Below are 21,362 nucleotides of genomic sequence, written 5' to 3'. Positions count from 1 at the left end.
CGGGCCCGGACAGCCTACTTGTCGAGGCTGAGCGGCCTGTTCGGCACCGCGCCGCGGGAGAAATGGACCTGCGCGTCGAAACCATCCTTACCGACGGCCTCCTCGCCGGCATCCGGCGCGTCCTCGACGTCGTCCTCGGCGACCGCGTCGGACGCCTCCTCGTCCGTCACCTCCTCGCCCGGCGCCTGCATGTACTGGTTCACGTAGTAGTCGACGAGCTCGTAGCAGACGGTGACCGAGCCCTCGCTCGAGTCGTAGTAGGCGTTGTCGGTGCCGCAATCGGCGGCCTTGAGAACGACGTCCTCGGGCATGGAGTATTCCGCTTCCATGCGCGCGGCGAAGCGCTCCAGCACCTTGCCCGAACGCAGGATCTGCTTGGCACCGGCGGTGCCGGCCGACGCGGGCTCGTAGACGACCTCGATCGAGGCACCGGGGCCGGCCTGCGCGACGCGATGGGGCTTCAGCACCATGTCCCAACTGGCCTTGGCCTGGGCGTAGTCTTCGGCGCAGCCGTCCTGGCGCTCGTCGTCCATGCCCCAGGAGGTGGCGGCCTCGCCGAACACCGCCTTGTCCTTGCCGACGAGGAGGCAGACCATGGTGAAGGCGCGCTGGGCGTTGAGGCTGTGGACGTCGTAGAGGGTGGAGGCGTCGGGCGCGTCCTCTCCGTCCTCGTTGACCGCCAGTTCCCAGCCGTAGACGGCGTAGCCGAGGACGCCGCCGTCGTCGCTCCTGTCGTAGTCCTCGAGCGCCAGCAACGTCGCGAGGTTGTCGACGGCATCCTCCTCGCGGGCGAGGACCGGCAGCGAGAAGCGGTCGACGAAGAGGTGGCCGAGCTCGTGGTAGAGGGTGAAGACGGTGTTGTCGCGGGCATAGGCGCGGGCCGCCTCGGCCTCGTCCTCCTGCGCGAGGGCCGGCAGGGAGCAGGCGAGAGCTGCGAGGACGGGCAAGCCGAACAGGGCTCGTGTGATGCGCATGCGGGATCGTCTCCGGCAAACGGCTTCTCAGGGCCGCCGCCGCAAGCTTAGGCGCGAAGCCACCTCATTCCAAGTCCGCCATATGGCGGCTTCAGGCGAGGCCGAGGACGTCGCGCATGGAATAAAGGCCGGCGGGCTTGCCGGCCGCCCAGAGGGCCGCGCGCACGGCGCCGCGGGCGAAGATCATCCGGTCGGCGGCGTGGTGGGAGAGCGTCACGCTCTCGCCCTCGCCCGCCAGAATCACGCTGTGGTCGCCCACCACCGAGCCGCCGCGCAGCGTCGCGAAGCCGATCGTGCCCTCGACGCGCGGGCCGGTGTGACCGTCGCGCACGCGCACGGAGGCCTGCGTGAAGTCGACGCCCCGCCCCGCCGCCGCCGCCTCGCCGAGAAGCAGCGCGGTGCCCGAGGGCGCGTCCACCTTGTGGCGGTGGTGCATCTCGATGATCTCGAGGTCGAAGAGGCCTGGCGGCAGCGCGCGGGCGGCCTCCTCGACGAGCGCAGCGAGGAGGTTCACGCCGAGGCTCATGTTTCCCGACTTCACGATGCGCGCGCCCGAAGCCGCCGCCGCGATGGCGGCCTCGTTCTCGGGGGAGAGGCCGGTTGTGCCGAGGACGTGGACGAGCCCGCGGCTCGCGGCACGGCCCGCGACCTCGGCCGAGAAGGCCGGCGCGGTGAAGTCGAGGACGCCGTCGACGAGGGCGAGGGCCGCATCGAGATCGGCCGTGACGGGCACGCCGAGGGGCGACAGGCCGGCGAGCGCGCCGGCATCCTCGCCCAGATGCTGCGAGCCGTCGCGCTCCAGGGCGGCGGACACGCGCGCGGCGCCGTTCGTCTCGGACACGGCGCGCACGAGGCTGCGGCCCATGCGGCCGCCGGCGCCCAGAATCAGGAGATTCATCTGCGTTCGTCCCCTCAGGCCAGATCCCGCGCCTGTCAGCCCCTGATCGTGCTGGCGATCGCCTCCGGGGCAGCGCGGTCGTCGCGCGTCTGCAGCGCGTAGAAGCGGGCATACAAGCCGCCCGGCCGGTCCACAAGCTCGGCATGGGTGCCGCGCTCGGCGATGCGCCCGCCGTCCATGACCATGATCTGGTCGGCCGACACGATGGTCGACAGGCGGTGGGCGACGACGATCACGGTGCGCCCGCCCTTGATCGTGTCGAGCGCGTCCTGGACGAGCATCTCGGAGCGCGTGTCGAGGGCGCTCGTCGCCTCGTCGAGGAGGAGGATCGGCGCGTCGCGCACGATCGCGCGAGCGATCGACAGGCGCTGGCGCTGGCCGCCGGACAGCGTCACGCCGTTCTCCCCGAGCGGCGTGTCGTAACCCAGCGGCTGGCGCTCGATGAACTCGTCGGCGTGGGCGAGACGCGATGCGTCGCGGATCGCCGCGTCGTCGGCATCGGGCCGGCCGAGGCGGATGTTGTCGGCGATGGTGCCCTCGAAGAGCGTCGGCGCCTGGGGGACGTAGGCGATCTGGGCGCGCAGCGACTGCTTGGTGACGTCGCGGATGTCCTGACCGTCGATCGTGATGCGACCGTCCCTCGCGTCGTAGAGGCGCTGGAGAAGCGCGATGATCGTGGACTTGCCGCCACCCGATGCGCCGATGATGGCCGTCGTCCGGCCGGCGGGCGCCTCGAAGCTGATCGCCTGGAGGACGTCCTCGCCGGGATGGTAGCCGAAGGACACGTCCTCGAAGCGGATCGCGCCGGCCGTGACCGCCAGGGGCTTGGCGTCCGGCCTGTCCTGCTGCTGGGGCTGCGTGTCGAGGATCTCGTAGATCATCTCGGCATTGACGAGGGCGCGCTCGAGCTGGACCTGCAGCCGGGCGAGGCGCCGGGCCGGGTCGTAGGCGAGAAGGAGCGCGGTGATGAAGGCGAACATCGAGCCCGGCGAATAGCCGTACTCGATGGCGCGGTAGCCGGAATAGGCGATGACGCCGGCGATCGCCAAGCCGGCGACGGACTCCGTCACCGGCCCCGAGCGCTCGGTGATCGCGGCGATGCGGTTGGAGCGCTCTTCCGCCGCGTCGATCAGCTTCGCGATCCGCTGCTTGAGCGGCTCCTCCATTGTGAAGGCCTTGACCACCGCGATGCCCTGAGCCGCCTCCTGCATGGAGGACAGGACGCGGGCGTTGAGGTCGATCGACTGGCGCGTCGCCTTGCGCAGCTTCTTGGCGAGGCCGCCGATCATGATGGCGATGGGAGGACCTGCGAGAAGCGCGATGCCGGAGAGCAGCGGGTCCTGCCAGATCATCACGCCGACGAGGAAGACCAGGGAAAGGAGGTCGCGCGCGATCGAGGTGACGGTGAGGTTCAGCGTGTCGCGGATGCCGGACACGTTCTGGTTCAGGCGCGCGGCGAGCTGGGCGGATCGGTTCTGCGCGAAGAAGTCGACGGACAGGCTGGTCAGGTGCGTGAACAGGCGGCGCTGGTACTGCGCGACGATGTTGTTGCCGATGCGCGCCAGGATCACGCCCTGCCAGTAGCTGGCGAAGCCGCGGGCGAGAAAGGTCACGAAGATCGCGAAGGGCAGGACGACGAGCAGCGTCCGGTCGGCCTGCACGAAGATGCCGTCGATCACGTCGCGCATGATCCAGGCGAGGAAGGCGGTCGTGGCCGAGACCACGACGAGGCAGGCGACCGCCCAGACATAGGGCCAGAAGAAGCGGCGCCCGTTCTCGGCGAAGATGCGCTTGAGGAGCCGGACGACGAGGCCGCGCTGGCTCCGCTCGGTCAGCTTGATCTTTTTCTTCTTCAATGCGCCGGGCCCGCCGGATCAGGGGTGGCTGAGATGGCGCGCGTCACGCGGCCGTCCAGCGCCGGCCCGTGGTTTCCAGGCCGAAGAAGCGCGGGGTACGGGCGAAGGTGGCGAGGCCCGCGAGCGCGGCCAGCGGCTCGGTCACGACGTAGAGCGGGATTTCGGCGAGAAGCGCGCGGTGGGGCGCCTTGTCCTCGAAGGCCTCGCGGATGGTCGCGGCCTTCAGGATCGGGATGATGCGCTGGAAGATGCCGCCGCCGATGAAGACGCCGCCGCGCGCCATGAAGACGAGGGCGATGTCGCCGGCGACGCGGCCGAGATAGACCGCGAAGAGCTCCACCGCCTCGGACGCCTGCGCATCGCGCTTGTTGATGGCGGCCTCGGTGATCTCGGCCGGCGTCGTGAAGACGGGCTCCTTGCTCTCCACCGCGCAGATCGCGTCGTAGAGGTTGACGAGGCCGCGGCCGCACAGGACCTGCTCGGCCGACACGCGGCCCTCGATGGTCTTGAGGTGCGGCCAGATGGCAATGTCGCGGGCCGTGCGCGGCCCGAGGTCGATGTGGCCGCCCTCGCCCGCCACGGGGATCCACATGCGGCGGGCGCGCACGAGGCCCGCGACGCCGAGTCCGGTGCCGGGGCCGAGCACGGCGCGGCTGGCGCCCTCGTGCGGCACGCCGCCGCCGATCGCCTCGCGCGACTTTTCGGGAAGCGACGAGATGGCGAGGGCCTGCGCCTCGAAGTCGTTGAGGACGATCACGTCCTCGAGGCCGAGCTCGGCAATCAGCTGGCGCGGGCGCACCACCCAGGGAGAATTGGTGAGGTCGATCTCGTCGCCGTCGACGGGACCGGCGACCGCGAGCACGGCGGACTTCGGCTGGATCGAGGTCTTGTCGAGAACGGCCGTCTGGATCGCCGCGTCGAGCGTCGGGAAGTCGGCGGTCTGGACCACGGGAAAGGTCTTCGGCTCCGCGAAGGCGTCGAGCAGGAGCGCGAAGCGGGCGTTGGTCCCCCCGATATCGCCGATCAGAATGGGGAACTTCAGGGCGTCGGCGGCGTCGCGCGTCGTGGACATGGGAGATCCGGTGCCTCGGCTGTCGTGATCGGCTCTGCCCATAGTTCATCGCGCCGGGGAAGGCAAAGCGACGATGCGCGATGCCACCTCGACGGGCAGGACCGATCGCGGCGCCTCAGTTGAAGGGCCGCTCGCTCGGCGTCGGGACGCCGGACAGCGGCAGGGGCGGAAAGCTGCCGGCGCCGCCGGGATCGGGGGCGAACCCCGCGGCGGTCGGCGCGCCGGGCGCAATGGGCGGGCTCGCCGCGATCATGGCCGGCGCGGAGCCGCCGTCCGGCGTGCGGCCGGGAGCGTCGAGAACGACCCGGCACTCCCGGGGAAGGGCTGCGAGCGTCATCGGCGGCTTCGGCTTCGGGGGCTTGGCGCCGGGCTTGGGCGGCGACGCGGGCTTGAGCGCCACGTTGAACCACCAGTCGAGCGGCGCGCCGCAATCGTCCGTGCCGGCGTTCTCGCGCTGCGGCTCGCAGTTGGGCGAGCCCGGCTGGCACTTCATGCGGATGTGGAAGTGGGCGTCGTGGCCGTAGGCCGGGCGCACCTTGGAGAGCCAGGCGCGATCGCTCGCGGGCGCCGTGCTGCAGAGCTTCCGCTTGATGCCCGGATGAACGAAGATCCGCTCGACCTCGCCGTAGGAGGCGGCGCGGCGCAGGATCCGGTAGATCGTCGGCGACCACTTGCGCTCGTCCACCTTGGTCGTCCCGTCCTTCAGCACCGAGGTGAAGGGCATGTCGGCGCGCTCCTCGCGCGACAGGCGGCGGTTCGGCATGGGGGTCAGCCAGATGTCGGCGTCGAGGCCGATCTGGTGCGAGGCGTGGCCGAAGGCCATCGGGCCGCCCCGCGCTTGGCTGATGTCGCCGACGAGAAGGCCGGACCAGCCGTCCTTGGACGTGACGTCCGCGGCGAAGCGCTGGAGCAGCGCGATCATGGCGGGGTGGCCGTAGCGCCGGTCGCGCTCCAGGCGCATGACCTGCCAGGTCGGCCCGTCGGTCGGCAGCTGCGCGCCGCCGGCGAGGCACCCCTTGGAATAGAAGCCGATGCTCTCCGTCGGCATCGCCGAGGCCGAGTGCTGCGCGCCGAAGAGGTCCTTGGCGGCAGGCGCGGCGATCGCGCCGGAGGCGTCGAGAAGCGTGACCGCCAGGGCCATGGAGAGGCCCAGGCGGCGCGTCGATGTCCGTGCCCGGTTCAACCGCATCTCGTTCTCCTTCGCCGGTGCGCGGCGCCAGCCTAAGGGGCGGGCATCGCGCGGAGCTTGCCGCGCCCCGGGGCGAAAACCCGAGGCACGGGAAGGAGTTGACTTGGAACCCGCCGGAATCGTGGCGGTTAGGTCCGCATCAGGTGCGCAGCGTGCCGCCGGTGGCCTTGGCGACGGCCGCGACGATTTTTCCCGAGACCGCCTCGAGGTCGGCCTCGGCGAGGGTCTTGTCGGTCGGGTTGAGCGTCACTTCGACCGCGACGGACTTCTTGCCCTCGCCCAGGGCGGCGCCGGAGAAGACGTCGAAGACGCGGACCTCGCCGACGAGCTTGCGGTCGGCGCCTTCCGCCGCGCGCACGATCTTCAGCGCCTCCGTCGCCTCGTCGACCACGAAGGCGAAGTCGCGCTTCACCGGCTGGAAGGGCGAAAGCTGGAGCACCGGCTTGGTGCGCGTCGCCTTGCGCTTTCCTTCCGGGATGGCGTCGAGGAAGACCTCGAAGCCGGCATAGGGGCCGGAGGCGTCGAGGACCTTGAGCGCGTTCGGATGGAACTCGCCGAACTCGGCGAGGACGGTCTTGGGTCCGAGCTTGATCGTTCCCGAGCGGCCCGGATGGTACCAGGGGCTGGCGCCCGCCTCGACGTTGAGGTTCGCCACGGGCGCGCCGAGCGCGTCGAGGACGGCGAGCGCGTCGGCCTTGGCGTCGAAGACGCCGACGGGCGCCGCGCCCTTGGCGTCCCAGGAGCGTCCCGAACCGGCATGGCCGGCGGTCGCGCGGCGCACGCCCCCGGCGACGCGGATCTGGCCGTCCGGCTCGTCCGAGCGGTAGACGGCCGCGACCTCGAAGAGCGCGACGTCGCCGTAGCCCCGCGCGGCGTTGCGCTGCGCCGCGGCGACGAGGCCGGGCAGCAGCGAGGGACGCATGTCGGAGAGATCCGCCGAGATCGGGTTCTCCAGGCGCAGCGCCTCGGCGCCGCCGCCGAAGGCCTTCGCGTGGGCTTCGGGGATGAAGGAGTAGGACACGCTCTCGACCATGCCGCGCCCGGCGAGCGTACGCTTGGCGAGGCGGTCGCGGACCTGCGCCGTCGTGAGGATGCGGCCGTTCACCGAGCCCGTGGAGGGCAGCGGCTGGGGCGCGATGTTGTCGACGCCGACGAGACGCATGACCTCCTCGACGAGGTCGGCCTTGCCCTCGACGTCCGGGCGCCAGGTCGGCGGCACGACGGTGGCGGCGTCATCCTCACGGGTGACGGCGAAGCCGAGGCGGCCGAGAAGCGCGACCTGCTCGTCGGCGGAAACGTCGAGGCCGGTGAGGCGCTTCACCTCGGTGAAGGGCAGGCGGATCTCGCGGCGGGTGTCCGGCGTCTCGCCCACGATCGTCGCCCGGCTGGGCGTGCCGCCGCAGAGGTCGAGCACGAGCCGCGTCGCGAGGTCGAGGCCGGGCTCGTTGAAGGCGGGATCGACGCCGCGCTCGAAGCGGTAGCGCGCGTCGGTGATGATGCCGAGCGTTCGGCCCGTGCGCGCGATGGCCAGCGGCTCCCAGAGCGCCGATTCGATGAGGACGTCGGTCGTCGTCTCGTCGCAGCCGGAATGCTCGCCGCCCATGATGCCGGCGATCGATTCCACGCCGTTCGCATCCGCGATGACGCAGGTGCCTTCGGGCAGCGTGTGCGTGCGGCCATCGAGGGCGAGAATGGTCTCGCCGTCCCTGGCGCCGCGCACCACGAGGTTGCCCGCGACCTTCTTCGCGTCGAAGACGTGGAGCGGCCGGCCGCGGTCGAAGGTGATGTAGTTGGTGATGTCGACGAGGGCGTTGATCGGGCGAAGGCCGATCGCCTGGAGGCGGCGGCGCATCCACTCCGGCGAGGCGCCGTTCGTCACGCCCGAGACGCGGCGCAGCGCGAAGCGGTGGCAGACGGGGCTCTCGATCGCGACGGCGACCGGGCAGTCGCCCTCCCCCTCGATCGCGGCGACCGGCGGGGTCTTGAGGGTGCCGAGGCCCGAGGCCGCGAGGTCGCGCGCGATGCCCGCGACGCCCGTCGCATCGGGGCGGTTGGGCGTCAGGTTGATCTCGATCACGGGGTCGGCGAGGCCTGCCCAGTCGGCGAAGGACATGCCGGCGGGAGCGTCGATCTCGCCGAGGTCGATGATGCCGTTATGCTCCTCGGAGAGCTCCAGCTCGCGCTCCGAGCACATCATGCCGTAGCTCTCGACGCCGCGGATCTTGCCCACAGTGAGCGTGGTGCCGAGGCCGGGTACGAAGGCGCCGGGCAGGCCGAGGACGCCGACGAGGCCGGCACGGGCGTTGGGCGCGCCGCAGACGACCTGGACGGGCTTGCCGCCGTTGACCTCCGGGCCGGCATCGACGGTCAGCTTCTGCAGCTTGTCGGCGTCGGGGTGCTTCTCGGCGGTGAGGACGCGGGCGATGCGGAAGGGAGCGAGCGCGGCCTTGTCGTCGACGTGCTCGACCTCGAGGCCGATCGCCGTCAGCCGCTCGACGATCTGCGCGAGCGAGGCGTCGGTGTCGAGGTGATCCTTCAGCCAGGACAGGGTGAACTTCATGGGAACCGTGCGTTTGGAAGAGGTCTGAGGGATCAGCGCGAAGCGTCGGTGGCCTCGCCGACGGCCTTGCGGACGGCGGCGTTGGCGTGGACGAAGCGGTAGGTGGCAAGACTCGCGAGCGAGAAGATCGCGTGGAGCATGAAGAGCGTCGACCAGGACAGAACCGAGTCGAAGCCGAGCTTCACGATCACGCTCGGCACGAGGATGCCGATGAAGAACGAGCCGAGAACGGCCGGCGTCGCCGGGAGCTTGTGGTAGAGCAGCGCGTAGAGCGCGACGGTGACGAGCGCCAGCACGAGCCAGGCGGGCGAGGCGAAGTGCGACAGGAAGGTGCCGTCGGCGAGGAGCCAGGTCGCGAAATCGAGCACCAGCGTGCCGATGACGGCACCGGCGAGGACTGCGACGATCTCGAGAACGGTCATGCGGGCTGTCATGTCGGTGGCGCCTTCCTGGTGAAACTGGATCTCGTTCCCGAACGGCCGGGCGGCGTGCTGGTTCGCGGACGAGGCGAGCGCGCCGCCCTTGTGTCGTCGCGTCAGGTGCTGAGCCCACCGAACAGCGTCGGCATGTCGAGCGGGCGGAAGCCGTAATGCTCCAGCCAGCGCACGTCCGCGTCGAAGAAGGCGCGAAGGTCCGGCATGCCGTATTTGAGCATGGCGATGCGGTCGATGCCCATGCCCCAGGCGAAGCCCTGGTACTCGTCCGGATCGAGGCCGACGCCGCGCAGGACGTTGGGATGGACCATGCCGCAGCCGAGGATCTCCATCCAGTCCGTGCCCTGGCCGAAGCGGACCTCGGAGCCCGATCGGTCGCACTGGATGTCAACCTCCATGGACGGCTCGGTGAAGGGGAAGAAGCTCGGGCGGAACCGCATGTTGAGCGAGGGCACCTCGAAGAAGGCCTTGCAGAACTCCTCCAGCACCCACTTCATGTTGGCGATGTTGGCCGTCCTGTCGACCACCAGCCCTTCCACCTGATGGAACATCGGCGTGTGGGTCGCGTCCGAATCCTGGCGGTAGGTCTTGCCGGGGATGACGATGCGGATCGGCGGCTTCATCGCCTCCATGGTGCGGATCTGCACCGGGGAGGTGTGGGTGCGCAGGAGCTTCCTCTCGCCGGCCGCGTTCGCCTTCAGGAAGAAGGTGTCGTGCATCTCGCGGGCCGGGTGGCCTTCGGGGAAGTTCAGGGCGGTGAAGTTGTAGCGGTCCGTCTCGATGTCCGGTCCTTCCGCGATGCGGAAGCCCATGTCGGCGAAGATCGCGGTGATCTCGTCGACGACCTGGCTGATCGGATGGATGCGTCCGCGCGACAGCGGCGAGGCGCGCAGGGGAAGCGTCACGTCGAGGCGCTCGGCGGCGAGGCGCGCGGTCGTGGCGGCCTCGGCCAGAACCTCGCGGCGCTCCTGGATCGCGCCCTGCACGGCATCGCGCAACCCATTGAGGCGCGGGCCCTCCTCGCGGCGCTCCTCGGGCGTCATGCGACCCAGGCCCTTCAGGAGCTCGGAGATGCGGCCCTTCTTGCCGAGCTCGGCGACGCGGATCGCTTCCAGCGCCGCCTCGTCGGGCGCGGCGCGCACGGCCTCGATGAGTTCGGCTTCAAGGTTGGCAGCCTCGGTCACGGCGTGTCGTCTCCGTCCTGATGTCGTGCGAATGCGAAAAGGCCCGCGCCACCTTCCGGCGGCGCGGGCCTGTCTTCATCGTTTTGGCCGATGAGGCAAGCGTGTCGCCGCTCAGGCGGCGCGCTTCTCGCCCACCGCCCGCTCGTAGGATCCCGGAAACTGCCCGTCCTTGATGTAGGCGAGCGCGTCCTTGGACTTCTCGCAGAGCGCCGCGAAGGCCTCCGGCTCGTGGATGGCGATGTCGGAGAGAACCTTGCGGTCCACCTCGATGCCGGCCTTGTTCAGGCCGTCGATGAAGCGGCCATAGGTCAGGCCGTGCTCGCGCACGGCGGCGTTGATGCGCTGGATCCAGAGGGCCCGGAAGTTCCGCTTCTTCACGCGGCGGTCGCGCGTGGCGAACTGCTTGGCGCGGTCGACGGCGGCCTTCGCCGCGCGGATCGTGTTCTTGCGACGGCCGTAGAAGCCCTTGGCGGCCTTCAGCGTCTTCTTGTGCTTGGCGTGGGACGTAACGCCCCGCTTCACGCGTGCCATGATCGATGCTCCTGAAACTTATAAAGACGTGGGGCTCTGACGATCAGCGATCGTAGGGCATGTAGGTCTTCACGATGCGCGCGTCCGGCTCGGACAGCACCATCGTTCCGCGCGCGTTGCGGATGAAGTCGTTGGAACGCTTGATCATGCCGTGGCGCTTGCCGGCGGCCTGGGCCTTGACCTTGCCCGTCGCCGTCATCTTGAAGCGCTTCTTGGCGCTCGACTTGGTCTTCATCTTGGGCATTTGGCTCTCCATGCGAGGAACGCCGCGACGCCTGAAGCCCGGCCCGGAACGAACCGGACCCTGGCCGAACCCTTTGATGAGAAGGGATGCTCGCGGCAGCAATTCAGAATCGGCACGGCATGCCCTGCCGGCCGACCCGCTTCGAACGAGGGGCCTATATCCCGCCGGGCCAAGGATGGCAAGGGCGCACCCCGTGCGAGGCGGCTTCCGGCCCCGCAGGCCCGCGAAACGTTCCGCAACCCTTAGGAAATGCTCGGCGCAATCTTGTCGAAACAATGGACTTCTTACATAGCTGAAACCGGCCGAGTTGACTGACTGGTCAATAAAGCCCTCCGTCACAGCCGAGACTATCGGGGAGGCGTGCCCGACGGCGCGTTAAGGATTCCTCATGGCCGTACATCGCTTTCCCGCCCGCGCGGATCTCCTCGAGGCCAGCCTCGTGCGGGCGTCCGTCTGGCCGTCCGAGTGGCGCTCGGTGCTGAAGCGCCTCGACGAGATGTTCCCCGGCGGAGCCGCGGCCCTCAGGGCCGTCGATCTCGACCGCACCGCGATGGACACGCCCGCCTGGGCGCTCGGCCGGCGCAGCCTGGACGACGTGGCGAGCGGGACGGTCTTCCGGCTCCGCGAGATCGCCGAGGCGCAGGCGCTCGCCTGGGGCGAGATGCCCGACGGGCGCTGCGGCGGGGCGGGCCTCGTGATCCACCGCGAGGCGAACCGGCTCTGGACGATCGCCGTGCACCTTCCGGAGGCCGAGGCGCCGGGGCTCGAAGCGCCGCTCGCGGCCCTCCTCGCGCGGTTCGCGCCGATCATCCGCGACAGCTTCGCGGCCTGCCGGAACGTCGTCGGCGCCGGGCTCGGCGACATGGGGGCGATCCGGCGCTGCTGGGACAAGGCGCCCTTCGGCGTCGCCCTGATCACGACCTGCCTTCGGCCCGTGGTCGCCAACATCATCGCCGACGACCTGTTCGCGGTGCGAGGGCTCTTCGGGCCGATGGGGCGCTCGGGCCGGCTGCGTCCGGCAACCAAGGCGGGCGACGAGCGCCTGCAGCGGGCGGTGGAGCGCATCCTCGAGAACCCGGGCGCGCGCACCAGCCTCGACATCGGCCAGCCCTGGTCGAGCGAGCGCCTGACGATTCGCCTTGAAGCGCTCAGCCGCGACGCGGAAACGGCCTTCCTGCGCCGCGACGGCCGGGCGGACGACCGGCTGATCGCGACCTTCCACTCGCCCGGCCGCATGGCGACCCTTGCCGACCTGTCGGGCCACGAGGGACGGCGTTCGGTGCGCGCAGCGCGCAGACCCGTCGCGGCGGGCGACGCGATGCTCTCCGCAGCTGAGCCGGTCGACGGCTTCGAATCGGGCGACGCCTTCGACGCGGCCATCTGACCGGCTCCGACGCCGCCCGTCGGCGGATACGAAAAAGGCGGCCCGCAAGGCCGCCTTTTTGTTGTTCCATCGCGAGAGGGCCTCGGAGGCGAAGCCGCGGCGGCAGGCCCTCAGGCCGGCATCAGGCGCGCGGCGCCAGCACCATCATCATCTGACGGCCTTCGAGCTTCGGCTCGGCCTCGACCTTCGACATGTCGGCGGTCTCTTCGCGCACGCGATTCAGGAGCTGCATGCCGAGTTCCTGGTGCGCCATCTCGCGACCGCGGAAGCGGAGCGTGACCTTGACCTTGTCGCCTTCCTCGAAGAAGCGGCGGACCGCCTTCATCTTGGTCTCGTAGTCGTGGTCGTCGATGTTGGGACGCATCTTGATCTCTTTGACCTCGATGGTCTTCTGGCGCTTGCGCGCCTCGGCGGCCTTTTTCTGGTTCTCGTACTTCAGCTTGCCGAGGTCGAGAATCTTGCAGACCGGGGGATTGGCGTTGGGGACGATCTCGACGAGATCGAGTCCCGCCTCCTCCGCCATGGCCAGGGCCTCCGGCGTCGGCACCTGCCCGCGATTCTGCCCCTCGGCATCGATGAGCTGGATCGCCGGAACGCGAATTTCCCGGTTGGAGCGCGGTCCTTCCTTCTGGACCGGCGGCGCGCGAAATGGTCTGCGAATGGTCGTTCTCTCCTGTAAAATCCCTCGGACGGCCGGGTCCCGGTCACCGTCAGCCGGCACGAGACAGACGCTCGACGCCGGAACGAAGTTCCCGGGATGACGCTGGGACACTCCGCAAATGCGGCGAGGTCCGGCGACCACCCGCTTCAGATATAACACGTCGCGCGGCGGATTTCACCCGGTCAATCGCTTGACGCGGGGCGGGAAGCGACGAATCACGCGCGAAGCCCCTTCGTTCAGCCCGCGAGATCCACCATGACCGAGCCCCAGCCCCCCTCCCCGACGGAGTTCCTCGCATCCGAGGCGGGCGAGGCGATGCCGCGCCTCGCCTTTCGCCGCCGGGACGGCCGGGGCCCGCGCCTCGTCTGGCTGGGCGGCTACGGATCCGACATGGCAGGCACCAAGGCCGAAGCGCTCGACACCTTCGCGGCGGATCGCGGGCAAGCCTTCCTGCGCCTCGACTATGCCGGGCACGGCGAGTCGGAGGGCGCCTTCCGCGACGGCACGATCTCGTCCTGGACGCGCGACGCGGCGCGCGTCCTCGCGGCCGTGTCGACGCCGGATGAACCGGTGGTGCTCGTCGGCTCCTCCATGGGCGCCTGGATCGCCCTGCGCCTGGCGCTCGGGCGAGCCGGGCCGGCGCCGAACCTCGCGGGCCTCCTCCTCATCGCACCGGCACCGGACTTCACCGCGCGGCTGCTGGAGCCGAAGCTCACGCCGAAGGAGCGCGCCGACCTCGCCGCGCAGGGCTTCTTCGCCGTGCCCTCTCCTTACGGCCCCGAGCCGACGATCTACACGGCGCGGCTCATCGAGGACGGACGAGACGCCGCGGTCATGACGCAGCCGATCAAGGTCGGCGCGCCGGTGCGCGTGCTGCAGGGCATGGAGGACCCCGACGTCCCCTTCGCGCACGCCCTGGCCCTCGTGGAGCTCATGCCCTTCGACGACGTGGTGACGACCCTCATCCGCGACGGAGACCATCGCCTGTCGCGCCCCCAGGATATCGATCGGATGCTGCGCGCCGCGGAGGAACTCTCGGCGCAAGCGGCCTCGGTCTAGGGCACGCCTCGCACGCGGCGAGGAGCGCCGCGACAGAATCGAACGGCCTGTCACTTTGCCGCAACAAGACGGCTCAACCTGCCGGAATCGCAGGCGTTTCGAGGCCAGTATGGCGCGAATCGTGGCGTTCGAGAAACCCGTTGCTCGTAAAACGAGCAGGTTTGGCAACCGATCCTGACGCGGGACTGACCGGGAGCGCGATCCGGGTAGGTCAGCATCGTTGACAGGTCCGGCTCCCAATTACACCATCCCCCCAACAACAAGAAAAAGACGGCAAACAGGGTCTGACGGGGGTCAGCATTGGGCAAACACAGCGCTCGTCGCGCCGCGATTGCGTGCGCGCTCTTCTCGCTCGTTTCGAGCGGTGCGGTATCGGCGACCGAGCTCGCGATGGCGATCGGCAAGCCGACGTCGCAGCCGATCGGGCACTTCAACTACTGCCGGCAGGCCAAGGCCGACTGCACGGTCCACGGCAAGGAAGCGCCCGTCCCGGTCGCCCTGGACGCCATGCTGATCGGCAAGATCGCGGGGCTCAACGTCGAGATCAACGCGGCGATCGAGCCGGCCTCCGATCGGACCGTCTACGGGGTCGAGGAGCGCTGGACGCTTCCCGACGTCGGCCGCGGCGACTGCGAGGACTTCGCCCTCCTCAAGCGCAAGCGCCTGGTCGAAGCGGGCATCGACATCGGCAACCTCCTCCTGACCGTGGTGAAGAAGAGCGACGGCGAGGGCCACGCGGTGCTGACGCTGCGGACCACGCAAGGCGACTTCGTGCTCGACAACCTCGACTGGCGCGTGAAGCTCTGGAGCGAGACGCCCTACACCTTCGTCAAGCGGCAGAACCCGGTGAACGGCGGCCGCTGGGACGCGATCATCGACGACGGCGCGACCGCGCTCGTGGCGGCGACGAAGAAGTAGCGCTCAGCGCCCATCGTCCGAAGGCGGCGACTCGGCGTCCTCGCCGGGAATGACGTAGGAGCCGGTCAGCCAGCGGTGCAGGTCGACGTCCTTGCAGCGGACGGAGCAGAACGGATAAACGGCGCGCTCCGAGGGGCGGCCGCATTCCGGGCACTGGCGCTTGGGGCGCAGGGGCGTGACGATGGCGTCCTTTGGCATGATCCCGAAGTTCCGAAAAAGCAGCTCGATCCGGCATCCAGGGCCCCGCGATCCGCGTCAGGCCGTGACCTCTTCGAGCTCCGCCTCGTTCGCGCCGACCGCCTCGATGAGGCCGCCGTCGCGCCAGCGGGCATGGATGTCGTAGCCGGCGCCGGCGAGCTGGTCGACGCTTTCGGCAAGCGGCAGGCCGACGACGTTGGTGTAGGAGCCGACGAGGCGCACCACGAAGGAGCCGGCCAGGCCCTGGATGGCGTAGCCGCCGGCCTTGCCGCGCCATTCGCCCGACGCGACGTAGGCCTCGATGTCCTCGCGCGACAGGCGCTTGAAGCGGACCCGCGTCTCGACGAGGCGCAGGCGGGCCCGACCGGAGGCGCCGAGGACGCAGAGGCCGGTGTAGACGCGGTGCGTGCGGCCCGACAGGATGCGCAGGTTCGAGACCGCGTCCTCGGAGAGCTCGGGCTTGGGCAGGATCTGCCGGCTGACGGAAACCACCGTGTCCGCCGCGAGCACGAGGCGGTCCTCCGCCTCGCCCCGCGCGGCGAGCAGCGACAGGATATGCTCGGCCTTCTCGCGCGCCAGGCGCTTGGCGAGCGCGCGGGGATGCTCGTTCTTCTTCGGCGTCTCGTCGAGGTCGGCCGGCATCAGCCGGTCCGGCTCGATACCGGCCTGCTGCAGGAGTTCGAGCCGCCGCGGCGACGCCGAGGCGAGAACGAGTTTCAGCGCGCGCTTCGCCATGCCGTCGCCCTTCCGGTCGCCCGCGGTGCCGTTTCGCGCCGCCTTACTTGAAGCGGTAGGTGATGCGACCCTTTGACAGGTCGTAGGGCGTCATCTCGACCAGCACCTTGTCGCCGGTGAGAACGCGGATGCGGTTCTTGCGCATGCGGCCCGCCGTGTGAGCGATGATCTCGTGATCGTTCTCGAGCTTGATGCGGAAGGTCGCATTGGGGAGCAGTTCGGTGACCGTCCCCGGAAACTCGAGAACTTCTTCCTTGGCCATGTGTGAGCAGTACCCTGATTGTGGCGCGAGACCGGCGCACGGGGCACGGGGTCGCGAGGCTGCGTTACGCCGCCGGCATGGGGCGGCCTGTATTCGAATCCGATGAGGCTGTCGCCTCTAAATCGTGCGGAAGAGGCGAAAAAGCAAGGCGCGACCGGTTGTCAACCGGAAATGCGCTCGATCTCCGCGCCGCAGGCGCCGAGCTTCTCCTCCAGCCGCTCGAAGCCGCGGTCGAGATGGTAGACGCGGTTGACGGTAGTCTCGCCTTCCGCCGCGAGGCCGGCGATCACGAGCGAGACGGAGGCGCGAAGGTCGGTCGCCATGACCGGCGCGCCGGCGAGGCGCGAAACGCCCTCGACGGTCGCGACCTGGCCGGAGAGCGAGATGCGCGCGCCGAGTCGCGCCAGCTCCTGGACGTGCATGAAGCGGTTCTCGAAGATCGTCTCGGTGATGCGCGCGGTGCCGTTCGCCCGCGTCATCAGCGCCATGAACTGCGCCTGGAGGTCGGTCGGGAAGCCGGGATAGGGATCGGTCATCACGTCGACCGGCTGGATTCCGTTGCCGTTGCGGGTGACGCGGATGCCGTCCGGCACCGCCTCGATGCCGGCGCCCGCCTGGCGCAGCGTGTCGAGGGCGCTTTCGAGAAGCTCGACGCTGGTGTTCTGGAGCGTGACGTCGCCGCCGGTCATGGCCACAGCCATGGCGTAGGTGCCGGTCTCGATGCGATCGGGCAGGACGCGGTGGCGCGCGCCCGACAGGGCGTCGACGCCCTGGATGGTGATGGTGGAGGTGCCGGCGCCCTCGATGCGCGCGCCCATGGCGTTGAGGCAGGCGGCGAGATCGGCGATCTCGGGCTCGCGCGCGGCGTTCTCGATCACCGTCTCGCCCTTGGCCAGCGAGGCCGCCATCAGCATGACGTGGGTCGCGCCGACCGAGACCTTGGGGAAGCGGTAGCGGTTGCCAACGAGACCGCCCTTGGCCTCGGCGACGACGTAGCCGCTGTCGATGTCGATCGTCGCGCCGAGCGCCTGGAGGCCCTCGATGAAGAGGTCCACGGGCCGCGTGCCGATGGCGCAGCCGCCCGGCAGCGAGACGCGCGCCTTGTGGCAGCGGGCGAGAAGCGGGCCGATGACCCAGAAGCTCGCGCGCATCTTGGAGACGAGCTCGTAGGGCGCTGTCGTGTCGACGATGGTGCGGGCGGTGAAGTGGATGGTGCGCCCGCCCGCGCGGCTCTGGTTGAGGCGCTTGCCGGACACGGCGTAGTCGACGCCGTGATTGCCGAGGATGCGGATGAGCTGCTCGACGTCGGCGAGGTGGGGGACGTTCTCGAGCGTCAGCGTGTCGTCGGTGAGCAGCGAGGCGATCATCAGGGGAAGCGTCGCGTTCTTGGCGCCCGAGATCGCGATCGTGCCGTTCAGCTCGTTACCGCCGCGAATGCGAATCCGGTCCATGCGTATCCCCGTTCATGTCGGGAACGCGCCGCGCGTATCCCAAAAACTCTGCCACCTCGCGGAACGGCGCTCTCTACACCAGCAAGGTCGGCTGTTCAAATCTGCGCGACGAAGGCGGCTCATTCGGGGCGGATCAGGATGGTCAGCCCGAAAACCACGAAGGCGAAGGCGGCGATCTTCCAGGCGTCGGCGCGCCGGCGAAGGCCCGGCAGGCCCAGGGGGCGCCAGATATGCAGAGCCATGACGAAGAGGAGGAGGACCGACAGGACCTTGGTCACGACGCGACTTTTCCTTCGGCGCCCGCTCGGCGCGCGCGCCGCCTCATAGCGCCGTCAGGGCGCCGCTCGCCACCACCGGGCCGGTGGGAAGGCCGGTCGGCGAGCCGCCGGCCGGCTCGAGCGACACCGCGATCGCCGAGCGCGGCATGTCCGCGGCCTGCCCGTCGAGGCGCATCCGGATCGGCCCCGTGCTCGCCAGAATCCCGAGGGAGCGCGGCGCCGCGCCGCCCGGGGGAACCAGCCAGAGTTCGTGGACGTGGGCGGGATCGCTCGAGGCGGTGGCGACCGGAACCAGCGTCGCCATGCCGCTCGCCGCGTCGTAGACCAGGGTGAAGAGCGGCGCGCCGCTTTCGGCGGCCAGCGTCGCGGTCATGGCGCCGTCGCGAACGCCCGGCGGCGGGCCGAGAAGACCGCCCGATCCGGCGACGACGAGAATGAGGGCCGCGGCGCTCGCCGCGCCGATCCCCATGCCGGCGAGGCCGATATACTGCCAGATCGCCGAGACCCGGCGGCCGCGGGGCTGCTCGGGCGCGACCACCGGGGCAGCGGCGGTCCGGGGCGCGGCGCGCGTCATGCGGGCGAGATCGGCCTCGATGCGGCTCCAGAGATCCGCCGGGGGTGAAACGGCCGGCACGGCGCCGGTCATGGGGCCGAGGCGACGCTCCCAGTCCGCGACGGCGCGCGCGAAGGCGGGCTCGCGCGCCATGCGGCGCTCGGCGGCGCGGCGCTCGGCACCGTCGAGGACGCCGAGCGCGTATTCGGCGGCGAGGTCCGCTTCGTCATCGCGATCGAGGCCGGCACCGTCGCTCATTCCCCTAGGCATCCCTTCAGCTTCATCAGACCCCGGCGAACGAGGCTCTTCATCGTCCCGAGCGGCATGCCGTCCCGGCGCGCCAGCTCGTCATAGGTCAGGCCGCCGAAGAAGGCGGCGGTGATGGCGCCCCGCGCCCGCTCGTCGAGGCCGCCCAGGCAGTCGGCGAGGCGCCGGCTCTCATCGGCGCCTTCGAGGAGCGCGAGCGCGTCGGGCGCGCCGTCCGGCAGGTCGGCCGCCTCCTCAACGCCGCCGGCCGCGGCCCGGCGCCCGCCGATCTGGCGCAAACGGTCGATCGCCCGGTTGCGCGCGATCGTGGCGAGCCAGGTGATCGGGCTCGCCCGGCCGGGATCGAAGCGGTCGGCGCGATTCCAGACGGTGAGGTAGACGTCCTGCACCACGTCCTCGGCTTCCTCGCGGTCGCCCAAGATACGATAAGCGACGCCGAAAAGCTTCGCCACGGTCAGATCATGGACCTCGCGCAGCGCCGTCCTGTCGCCCTCGGCAACGGCGGCGAGACAGCGGACGAGCCGCGCCCGCGCCGGATCGGCGGCGGAGGCGCTCGGCGGGGCGGCGTTGCGGCTGGAGAGGTCGAGGCTCATCGACGGTGAGCCGAACAACGTGCCGCCGCCCTTGTCAACGCGCCGATAGCCGCTTGCCGGACGGAACCTCGATGGCTCTGCGCCTTTTCGTTGGAAAACCAGTCCAACACGGGACCTGCCCCCATGACCTATGCCAGTCCGGCCGAAACGCGAGAGCGCATCACCATCGAGCCCAGCGACCGACCGGTCGTGGTGACCTTCCACGACGCGGTGATCGCCTCGACGAAGAACTCGCAGATCCTCAACGAAAAGGGCCGCGACCCGGTCGTCTACGTTCCGATGGGCGACGTCGAGATGGCCTTCCTGGAAAAGACGCCGAAGACGACGACCTGCCCGTTCAAGGGCGAGGCCAGCTACTGGTCGATCTCGGCCGAGGGCGCAGGCGCGCAGGACGCGATCTGGGCCTATGAGAGCCCGCGCGAGGGCGTCGAGGCGATCGCCGGCCACATGGCCTTCGATCCTCGCTACTTCCGCGTCGTCGTCGGCTGAGGCCGAGCCCGGCATCCGAATGCCGGCACAGGAAACGGTCCGGGCGGGCGCCGCTGCGCCCGCTCCGCCCTCCCCATGCGGCGCGCCCGCCCAGCCCCTGCCGGGTGCGCTAGGGCCCGCTCGGGACGCAGGCCTCCCGGTCAGCGATCCGAATGGCCGAGGGAGCGCTCCGGGTCCAAGCGGTCGCGCACCCGCTGCTTCAGGACCTTGGCTTCGGGGAAGCCGCCGTCAGCCTTGCGCTCCCAGATCGTCTCGCCGTCATACGTGATCTCGAAGACGCCGCCGGTGCCGGGCCTAAGCGCGACCTCGCCGAGATCGGGGCCGAAGGTGGACAGGAGCTCCTGTGCCATCCAGGCCGCGCGCAGCAGCCATTGGCACTGCGTGCAGTAGCGGATCGCGATGCGCGGCCTATTCTCGTCGTCAGTCATCGTTGGTCCCCTATCCGTGCCGAAGCCAAGCGCCCCGCCCGCCCTCGACCCCGCTCGCCCCTCGACCGCGCGGCCCGCCAAGCGCGGCCTCGTGTCCCACGTACGCGGCCATCCGCGGTCGGGTCTGGCGCGCGCGCAGGTCCACCTGCGCAAGCTCTACCACGGCCACTCGCCCGAAGCCCTGCGCTTCCAGATGGCGGCGCTGACGGTGGACCTGTCGATCATCGCGCTGTTCATCCTGACACCGGTGCTGCGGGGCACCGACTGGTTCCTGGTCGTGGACTACACGGTCGCGGCGGTCCTGGCGCTCGACATGGGCGCCCGCCTGTTCGCGGCGCGCGAGAAGCGGCGCTGGCTGGCGCAGCCGATCGTCTTCCTGGACGTCGCGATCCTTTTGACGCTGCTCTTTCCCGAGCAGCTCTGGAGCCTGTCCTTCCTGCGCGTCCTGCGGCTCTGGTCGCTGTCGCAGACCGGCATCCTGTGGCGGCCGCTGCGGCGCAACGGCCACGGCCATATCGAGCACACGGCGCGGGCGGTGGTGAACCTCCTCACCTTCCTCTTCCTCGCCACCGGCTTCGTCTACACCTTCTTCTTCAGCGAGGGAGCCGGCCTCACCGGCTACGTCGACGCGCTCTATTTCACCGTGACGTCAAGCTGTTTTCACATATTGGCAAACTGAAGCGAGTGGCTAAACCGCTCCATCTACTTGATAAAATGCGAATTTTCACTCGCTTCACAGAAGTGAGTGCCGCTGCGATGGCCGGGGTCGTGCATAGGGGCGGGCCACCGCGCTCCCCATAGCGCTGTAGGTGGACCGCCCCTGTGTGCGAGGCCGGCTCCAGACGTCACAAACGTCGGGTTCGGTTCCACCGCCGCGACGGCCGGGGTCGTGCACAGGGGCGGGCCGCCGCGCTCCTCAAAGCGCCGTAGGTGGACCGCCCCTGTGTGCGAGGCCGGCTCCAGACGACACGATCGCTGGCTAGGACACTTCGATAACTGGAGCTCTTCGTCGTCCGCTTTCGACCCTGGCTGTGTCAAAACCCTGCTCATGCTATCTTCTTCAGGGTGGTCTGGAGGATGGCATGGGACGCTTCGTTGTCGGCGCCGATCGCGATCAGGCGACGCTGTTCCCGCCCTGCCTCGA

24 protein-coding genes are annotated in these 21,362 nt (G+C 69.9%); 5 read left to right on the top strand and 19 right to left on the bottom strand.

Annotated features, from left to right (window positions below; translation table 11 throughout):
• Positions 1–14 precede the first annotated feature (14 nt).
• The 10 genes from FZN60_RS24825 to rpmI all read right to left on the bottom strand — a co-directional run bounded on the left by FZN60_RS24825 (position 15) and on the right by rpmI (position 10,942).
• Positions 15–974, bottom strand: a complete 960-nt coding sequence (locus FZN60_RS24825) for a DUF4344 domain-containing metallopeptidase (protein WP_158876323.1) — start codon at positions 972–974, stop codon at positions 15–17.
• A 91-nt stretch (positions 975–1,065) separates the two neighbouring features.
• Positions 1,066–1,872: a 4-hydroxy-tetrahydrodipicolinate reductase gene (dapB, locus tag FZN60_RS24820; RefSeq protein WP_158876321.1), complete on the bottom strand. Its 807-nt coding sequence runs from the start codon at positions 1,870–1,872 to the stop codon at positions 1,066–1,068.
• A gap of 35 nt (positions 1,873–1,907) precedes the next feature.
• Positions 1,908–3,728, bottom strand: a complete 1,821-nt coding sequence (locus FZN60_RS24815) for an ABC transporter ATP-binding protein (protein ID WP_158876319.1) — start codon at positions 3,726–3,728, stop codon at positions 1,908–1,910.
• A gap of 43 nt (positions 3,729–3,771) precedes the next feature.
• The gene (locus FZN60_RS24810) at positions 3,772–4,800 is read right to left on the bottom strand and encodes a glucokinase (RefSeq protein WP_246727158.1); all 1,029 of its coding nucleotides are present in this window, start codon (positions 4,798–4,800) and stop codon (positions 3,772–3,774) included.
• A gap of 115 nt (positions 4,801–4,915) precedes the next feature.
• Positions 4,916–5,989, bottom strand: coding sequence for a penicillin-insensitive murein endopeptidase (mepA, locus tag FZN60_RS24805; protein WP_199266647.1), 1,074 nt, complete (start codon positions 5,987–5,989; stop codon positions 4,916–4,918).
• Positions 5,990–6,128: 139 nt separating this feature from the next.
• A complete protein-coding gene (gene pheT, locus FZN60_RS24800; RefSeq protein ID WP_158876315.1) occupies positions 6,129–8,549 on the bottom strand; it encodes a phenylalanine--tRNA ligase subunit beta in 2,421 nt (806 codons plus the stop codon).
• Between the two features lie 32 nt (positions 8,550–8,581).
• Positions 8,582–8,983, bottom strand: coding sequence for a hypothetical protein (locus tag FZN60_RS24795; RefSeq protein WP_158876313.1), 402 nt, complete (start codon positions 8,981–8,983; stop codon positions 8,582–8,584).
• 101 nt (positions 8,984–9,084) lie between these two features.
• Positions 9,085–10,167 carry a phenylalanine--tRNA ligase subunit alpha gene (gene pheS / locus FZN60_RS24790; protein ID WP_158876311.1) on the bottom strand — a complete coding sequence of 361 codons (1,083 nt, stop codon included), beginning with the start codon at positions 10,165–10,167 and terminating at the stop codon, positions 9,085–9,087.
• 111 nt (positions 10,168–10,278) lie between these two features.
• Positions 10,279–10,698, bottom strand: coding sequence for a 50S ribosomal protein L20 (gene rplT / locus FZN60_RS24785; RefSeq protein ID WP_158876309.1), 420 nt, complete (start codon positions 10,696–10,698; stop codon positions 10,279–10,281).
• A 43-nt stretch (positions 10,699–10,741) separates the two neighbouring features.
• The gene (gene rpmI / locus FZN60_RS24780; RefSeq protein WP_158876307.1) at positions 10,742–10,942 is read right to left on the bottom strand and encodes a 50S ribosomal protein L35; all 201 of its coding nucleotides are present in this window, start codon (positions 10,940–10,942) and stop codon (positions 10,742–10,744) included.
• A 388-nt stretch (positions 10,943–11,330) separates the two neighbouring features.
• Here rpmI and FZN60_RS24775 point away from each other — a divergent pair, with 388 nt between their 5' ends.
• Positions 11,331–12,326: a hypothetical protein gene (locus FZN60_RS24775; protein WP_158876305.1), complete on the top strand. Its 996-nt coding sequence runs from the start codon at positions 11,331–11,333 to the stop codon at positions 12,324–12,326.
• A 121-nt stretch (positions 12,327–12,447) separates the two neighbouring features.
• Here FZN60_RS24775 and infC read toward each other — a convergent pair whose 3' ends face one another.
• Complete coding sequence (gene infC, locus FZN60_RS24770) at positions 12,448–12,987, bottom strand: translation initiation factor IF-3 (protein WP_158876407.1); 540 nt, start codon at positions 12,985–12,987, stop codon at positions 12,448–12,450.
• 255 nt (positions 12,988–13,242) lie between these two features.
• On the opposite strand from infC, the gene FZN60_RS24765 reads away from it, so the two are divergent.
• Both FZN60_RS24765 and FZN60_RS24760 read left to right on the top strand, forming a co-directional pair.
• Positions 13,243–14,046 carry an alpha/beta hydrolase gene (locus tag FZN60_RS24765; RefSeq protein WP_158876303.1) on the top strand — a complete coding sequence of 268 codons (804 nt, stop codon included), beginning with the start codon at positions 13,243–13,245 and terminating at the stop codon, positions 14,044–14,046.
• A gap of 390 nt (positions 14,047–14,436) precedes the next feature.
• Positions 14,437–14,964 carry a transglutaminase-like cysteine peptidase gene (locus FZN60_RS24760; protein WP_158876301.1) on the top strand — a complete coding sequence of 176 codons (528 nt, stop codon included), beginning with the start codon at positions 14,437–14,439 and terminating at the stop codon, positions 14,962–14,964.
• Between the two features lie 3 nt (positions 14,965–14,967).
• On the opposite strand, the gene yacG is transcribed toward FZN60_RS24760, so the two are convergent.
• From yacG to FZN60_RS24730, 7 genes are all read right to left on the bottom strand, one after another.
• Positions 14,968–15,162 (bottom strand): DNA gyrase inhibitor YacG, encoded by a 195-nt coding sequence (gene yacG, locus FZN60_RS24755; protein WP_158876299.1) that lies wholly within the window; start codon positions 15,160–15,162, stop codon positions 14,968–14,970.
• Between the two features lie 57 nt (positions 15,163–15,219).
• Complete coding sequence (locus tag FZN60_RS24750; RefSeq protein ID WP_158876297.1) at positions 15,220–15,897, bottom strand: Maf-like protein; 678 nt, start codon at positions 15,895–15,897, stop codon at positions 15,220–15,222.
• 43 nt (positions 15,898–15,940) lie between these two features.
• Positions 15,941–16,159, bottom strand: coding sequence for a translation initiation factor IF-1 (gene infA / locus FZN60_RS24745; RefSeq protein ID WP_158876295.1), 219 nt, complete (start codon positions 16,157–16,159; stop codon positions 15,941–15,943).
• Positions 16,160–16,320: 161 nt separating this feature from the next.
• Entirely contained in the window at positions 16,321–17,610 is a 1,290-nt protein-coding gene (gene murA, locus FZN60_RS24740; RefSeq protein WP_158876293.1) for a UDP-N-acetylglucosamine 1-carboxyvinyltransferase, read from the bottom strand.
• A gap of 119 nt (positions 17,611–17,729) precedes the next feature.
• A complete protein-coding gene (locus tag FZN60_RS28705) occupies positions 17,730–17,888 on the bottom strand; it encodes a hypothetical protein (RefSeq protein ID WP_199266646.1) in 159 nt (52 codons plus the stop codon).
• A 43-nt stretch (positions 17,889–17,931) separates the two neighbouring features.
• Positions 17,932–18,699, bottom strand: coding sequence for an anti-sigma factor (locus FZN60_RS24735; protein WP_158876291.1), 768 nt, complete (start codon positions 18,697–18,699; stop codon positions 17,932–17,934).
• Entirely contained in the window at positions 18,696–19,301 is a 606-nt protein-coding gene (locus FZN60_RS24730) for a sigma-70 family RNA polymerase sigma factor (protein WP_158876289.1), read from the bottom strand. The genes FZN60_RS24735 and FZN60_RS24730 overlap by 4 nt, the downstream gene beginning before the upstream one ends.
• Before the next feature lie 123 nt (positions 19,302–19,424).
• On the opposite strand from FZN60_RS24730, the gene FZN60_RS24725 reads away from it, so the two are divergent.
• Entirely contained in the window at positions 19,425–19,790 is a 366-nt protein-coding gene (locus tag FZN60_RS24725; RefSeq protein WP_158876287.1) for a DUF427 domain-containing protein, read from the top strand.
• A 140-nt stretch (positions 19,791–19,930) separates the two neighbouring features.
• Here the strand turns inward: FZN60_RS24725 and FZN60_RS24720 are convergent, their stop codons facing one another.
• Positions 19,931–20,218, bottom strand: a complete 288-nt coding sequence (locus FZN60_RS24720) for an Rdx family protein (RefSeq protein ID WP_158876285.1) — start codon at positions 20,216–20,218, stop codon at positions 19,931–19,933.
• Between the two features lie 91 nt (positions 20,219–20,309).
• Between FZN60_RS24720 and FZN60_RS24715 the strand changes: the two genes are divergently transcribed.
• Positions 20,310–20,897 carry a hypothetical protein gene (locus tag FZN60_RS24715; protein WP_158876283.1) on the top strand — a complete coding sequence of 196 codons (588 nt, stop codon included), beginning with the start codon at positions 20,310–20,312 and terminating at the stop codon, positions 20,895–20,897.
• Positions 20,898–21,362: the final 465 nt, after the last annotated feature.

This window comes from Antarcticirhabdus aurantiaca, from assembly GCF_009765365.1.
Taxonomy (GTDB): domain Bacteria; phylum Pseudomonadota; class Alphaproteobacteria; order Rhizobiales; family Rhizobiaceae; genus Antarcticirhabdus; species Antarcticirhabdus aurantiaca.
The sequence above is the reverse complement of the archived record's forward strand: the minus strand, read 5'-3'. Positions and strand labels throughout refer to the sequence as shown.

What these genes read in the sequence shown, in the direction of transcription:
- FZN60_RS24825 (WP_158876323.1), bottom strand. Translation starts at nt 974, where the DNA reads ATGCGCATCACACGAGCCCTGTTCGGCTTGCCCGTCCTCGCAGCTCTC.
- dapB (WP_158876321.1), bottom strand. Translation starts at nt 1,872, where the DNA reads ATGAATCTCCTGATTCTGGGCGCCGGCGGCCGCATGGGCCGCAGCCTC.
- FZN60_RS24810 (WP_246727158.1), bottom strand. Translation starts at nt 4,800, where the DNA reads ATGTCCACGACGCGCGACGCCGCCGACGCCCTGAAGTTCCCCATTCTG.
- mepA (WP_199266647.1), bottom strand. Translation starts at nt 5,989, where the DNA reads ATGCGGTTGAACCGGGCACGGACATCGACGCGCCGCCTGGGCCTCTCC.
- pheT (WP_158876315.1), bottom strand. Translation starts at nt 8,549, where the DNA reads ATGAAGTTCACCCTGTCCTGGCTGAAGGATCACCTCGACACCGACGCC.
- FZN60_RS24795 (WP_158876313.1), bottom strand. Translation starts at nt 8,983, where the DNA reads ATGACAGCCCGCATGACCGTTCTCGAGATCGTCGCAGTCCTCGCCGGT.
- rplT (WP_158876309.1), bottom strand. Translation starts at nt 10,698, where the DNA reads ATGGCACGCGTGAAGCGGGGCGTTACGTCCCACGCCAAGCACAAGAAG.
- rpmI (WP_158876307.1), bottom strand. Translation starts at nt 10,942, where the DNA reads ATGCCCAAGATGAAGACCAAGTCGAGCGCCAAGAAGCGCTTCAAGATG.
- FZN60_RS24775 (WP_158876305.1), top strand. Translation starts at nt 11,331, where the DNA reads ATGGCCGTACATCGCTTTCCCGCCCGCGCGGATCTCCTCGAGGCCAGC.
- FZN60_RS24765 (WP_158876303.1), top strand. Translation starts at nt 13,243, where the DNA reads ATGACCGAGCCCCAGCCCCCCTCCCCGACGGAGTTCCTCGCATCCGAG.
- FZN60_RS24760 (WP_158876301.1), top strand. Translation starts at nt 14,437, where the DNA reads ATGGCGATCGGCAAGCCGACGTCGCAGCCGATCGGGCACTTCAACTAC.
- yacG (WP_158876299.1), bottom strand. Translation starts at nt 15,162, where the DNA reads ATGCCAAAGGACGCCATCGTCACGCCCCTGCGCCCCAAGCGCCAGTGC.
- FZN60_RS24750 (WP_158876297.1), bottom strand. Translation starts at nt 15,897, where the DNA reads ATGGCGAAGCGCGCGCTGAAACTCGTTCTCGCCTCGGCGTCGCCGCGG.
- infA (WP_158876295.1), bottom strand. Translation starts at nt 16,159, where the DNA reads ATGGCCAAGGAAGAAGTTCTCGAGTTTCCGGGGACGGTCACCGAACTG.
- murA (WP_158876293.1), bottom strand. Translation starts at nt 17,610, where the DNA reads ATGGACCGGATTCGCATTCGCGGCGGTAACGAGCTGAACGGCACGATC.
- FZN60_RS24735 (WP_158876291.1), bottom strand. Translation starts at nt 18,699, where the DNA reads ATGAGCGACGGTGCCGGCCTCGATCGCGATGACGAAGCGGACCTCGCC.
- FZN60_RS24730 (WP_158876289.1), bottom strand. Translation starts at nt 19,301, where the DNA reads ATGAGCCTCGACCTCTCCAGCCGCAACGCCGCCCCGCCGAGCGCCTCC.
- FZN60_RS24725 (WP_158876287.1), top strand. Translation starts at nt 19,425, where the DNA reads ATGACCTATGCCAGTCCGGCCGAAACGCGAGAGCGCATCACCATCGAG.
- FZN60_RS24720 (WP_158876285.1), bottom strand. Translation starts at nt 20,218, where the DNA reads ATGACTGACGACGAGAATAGGCCGCGCATCGCGATCCGCTACTGCACG.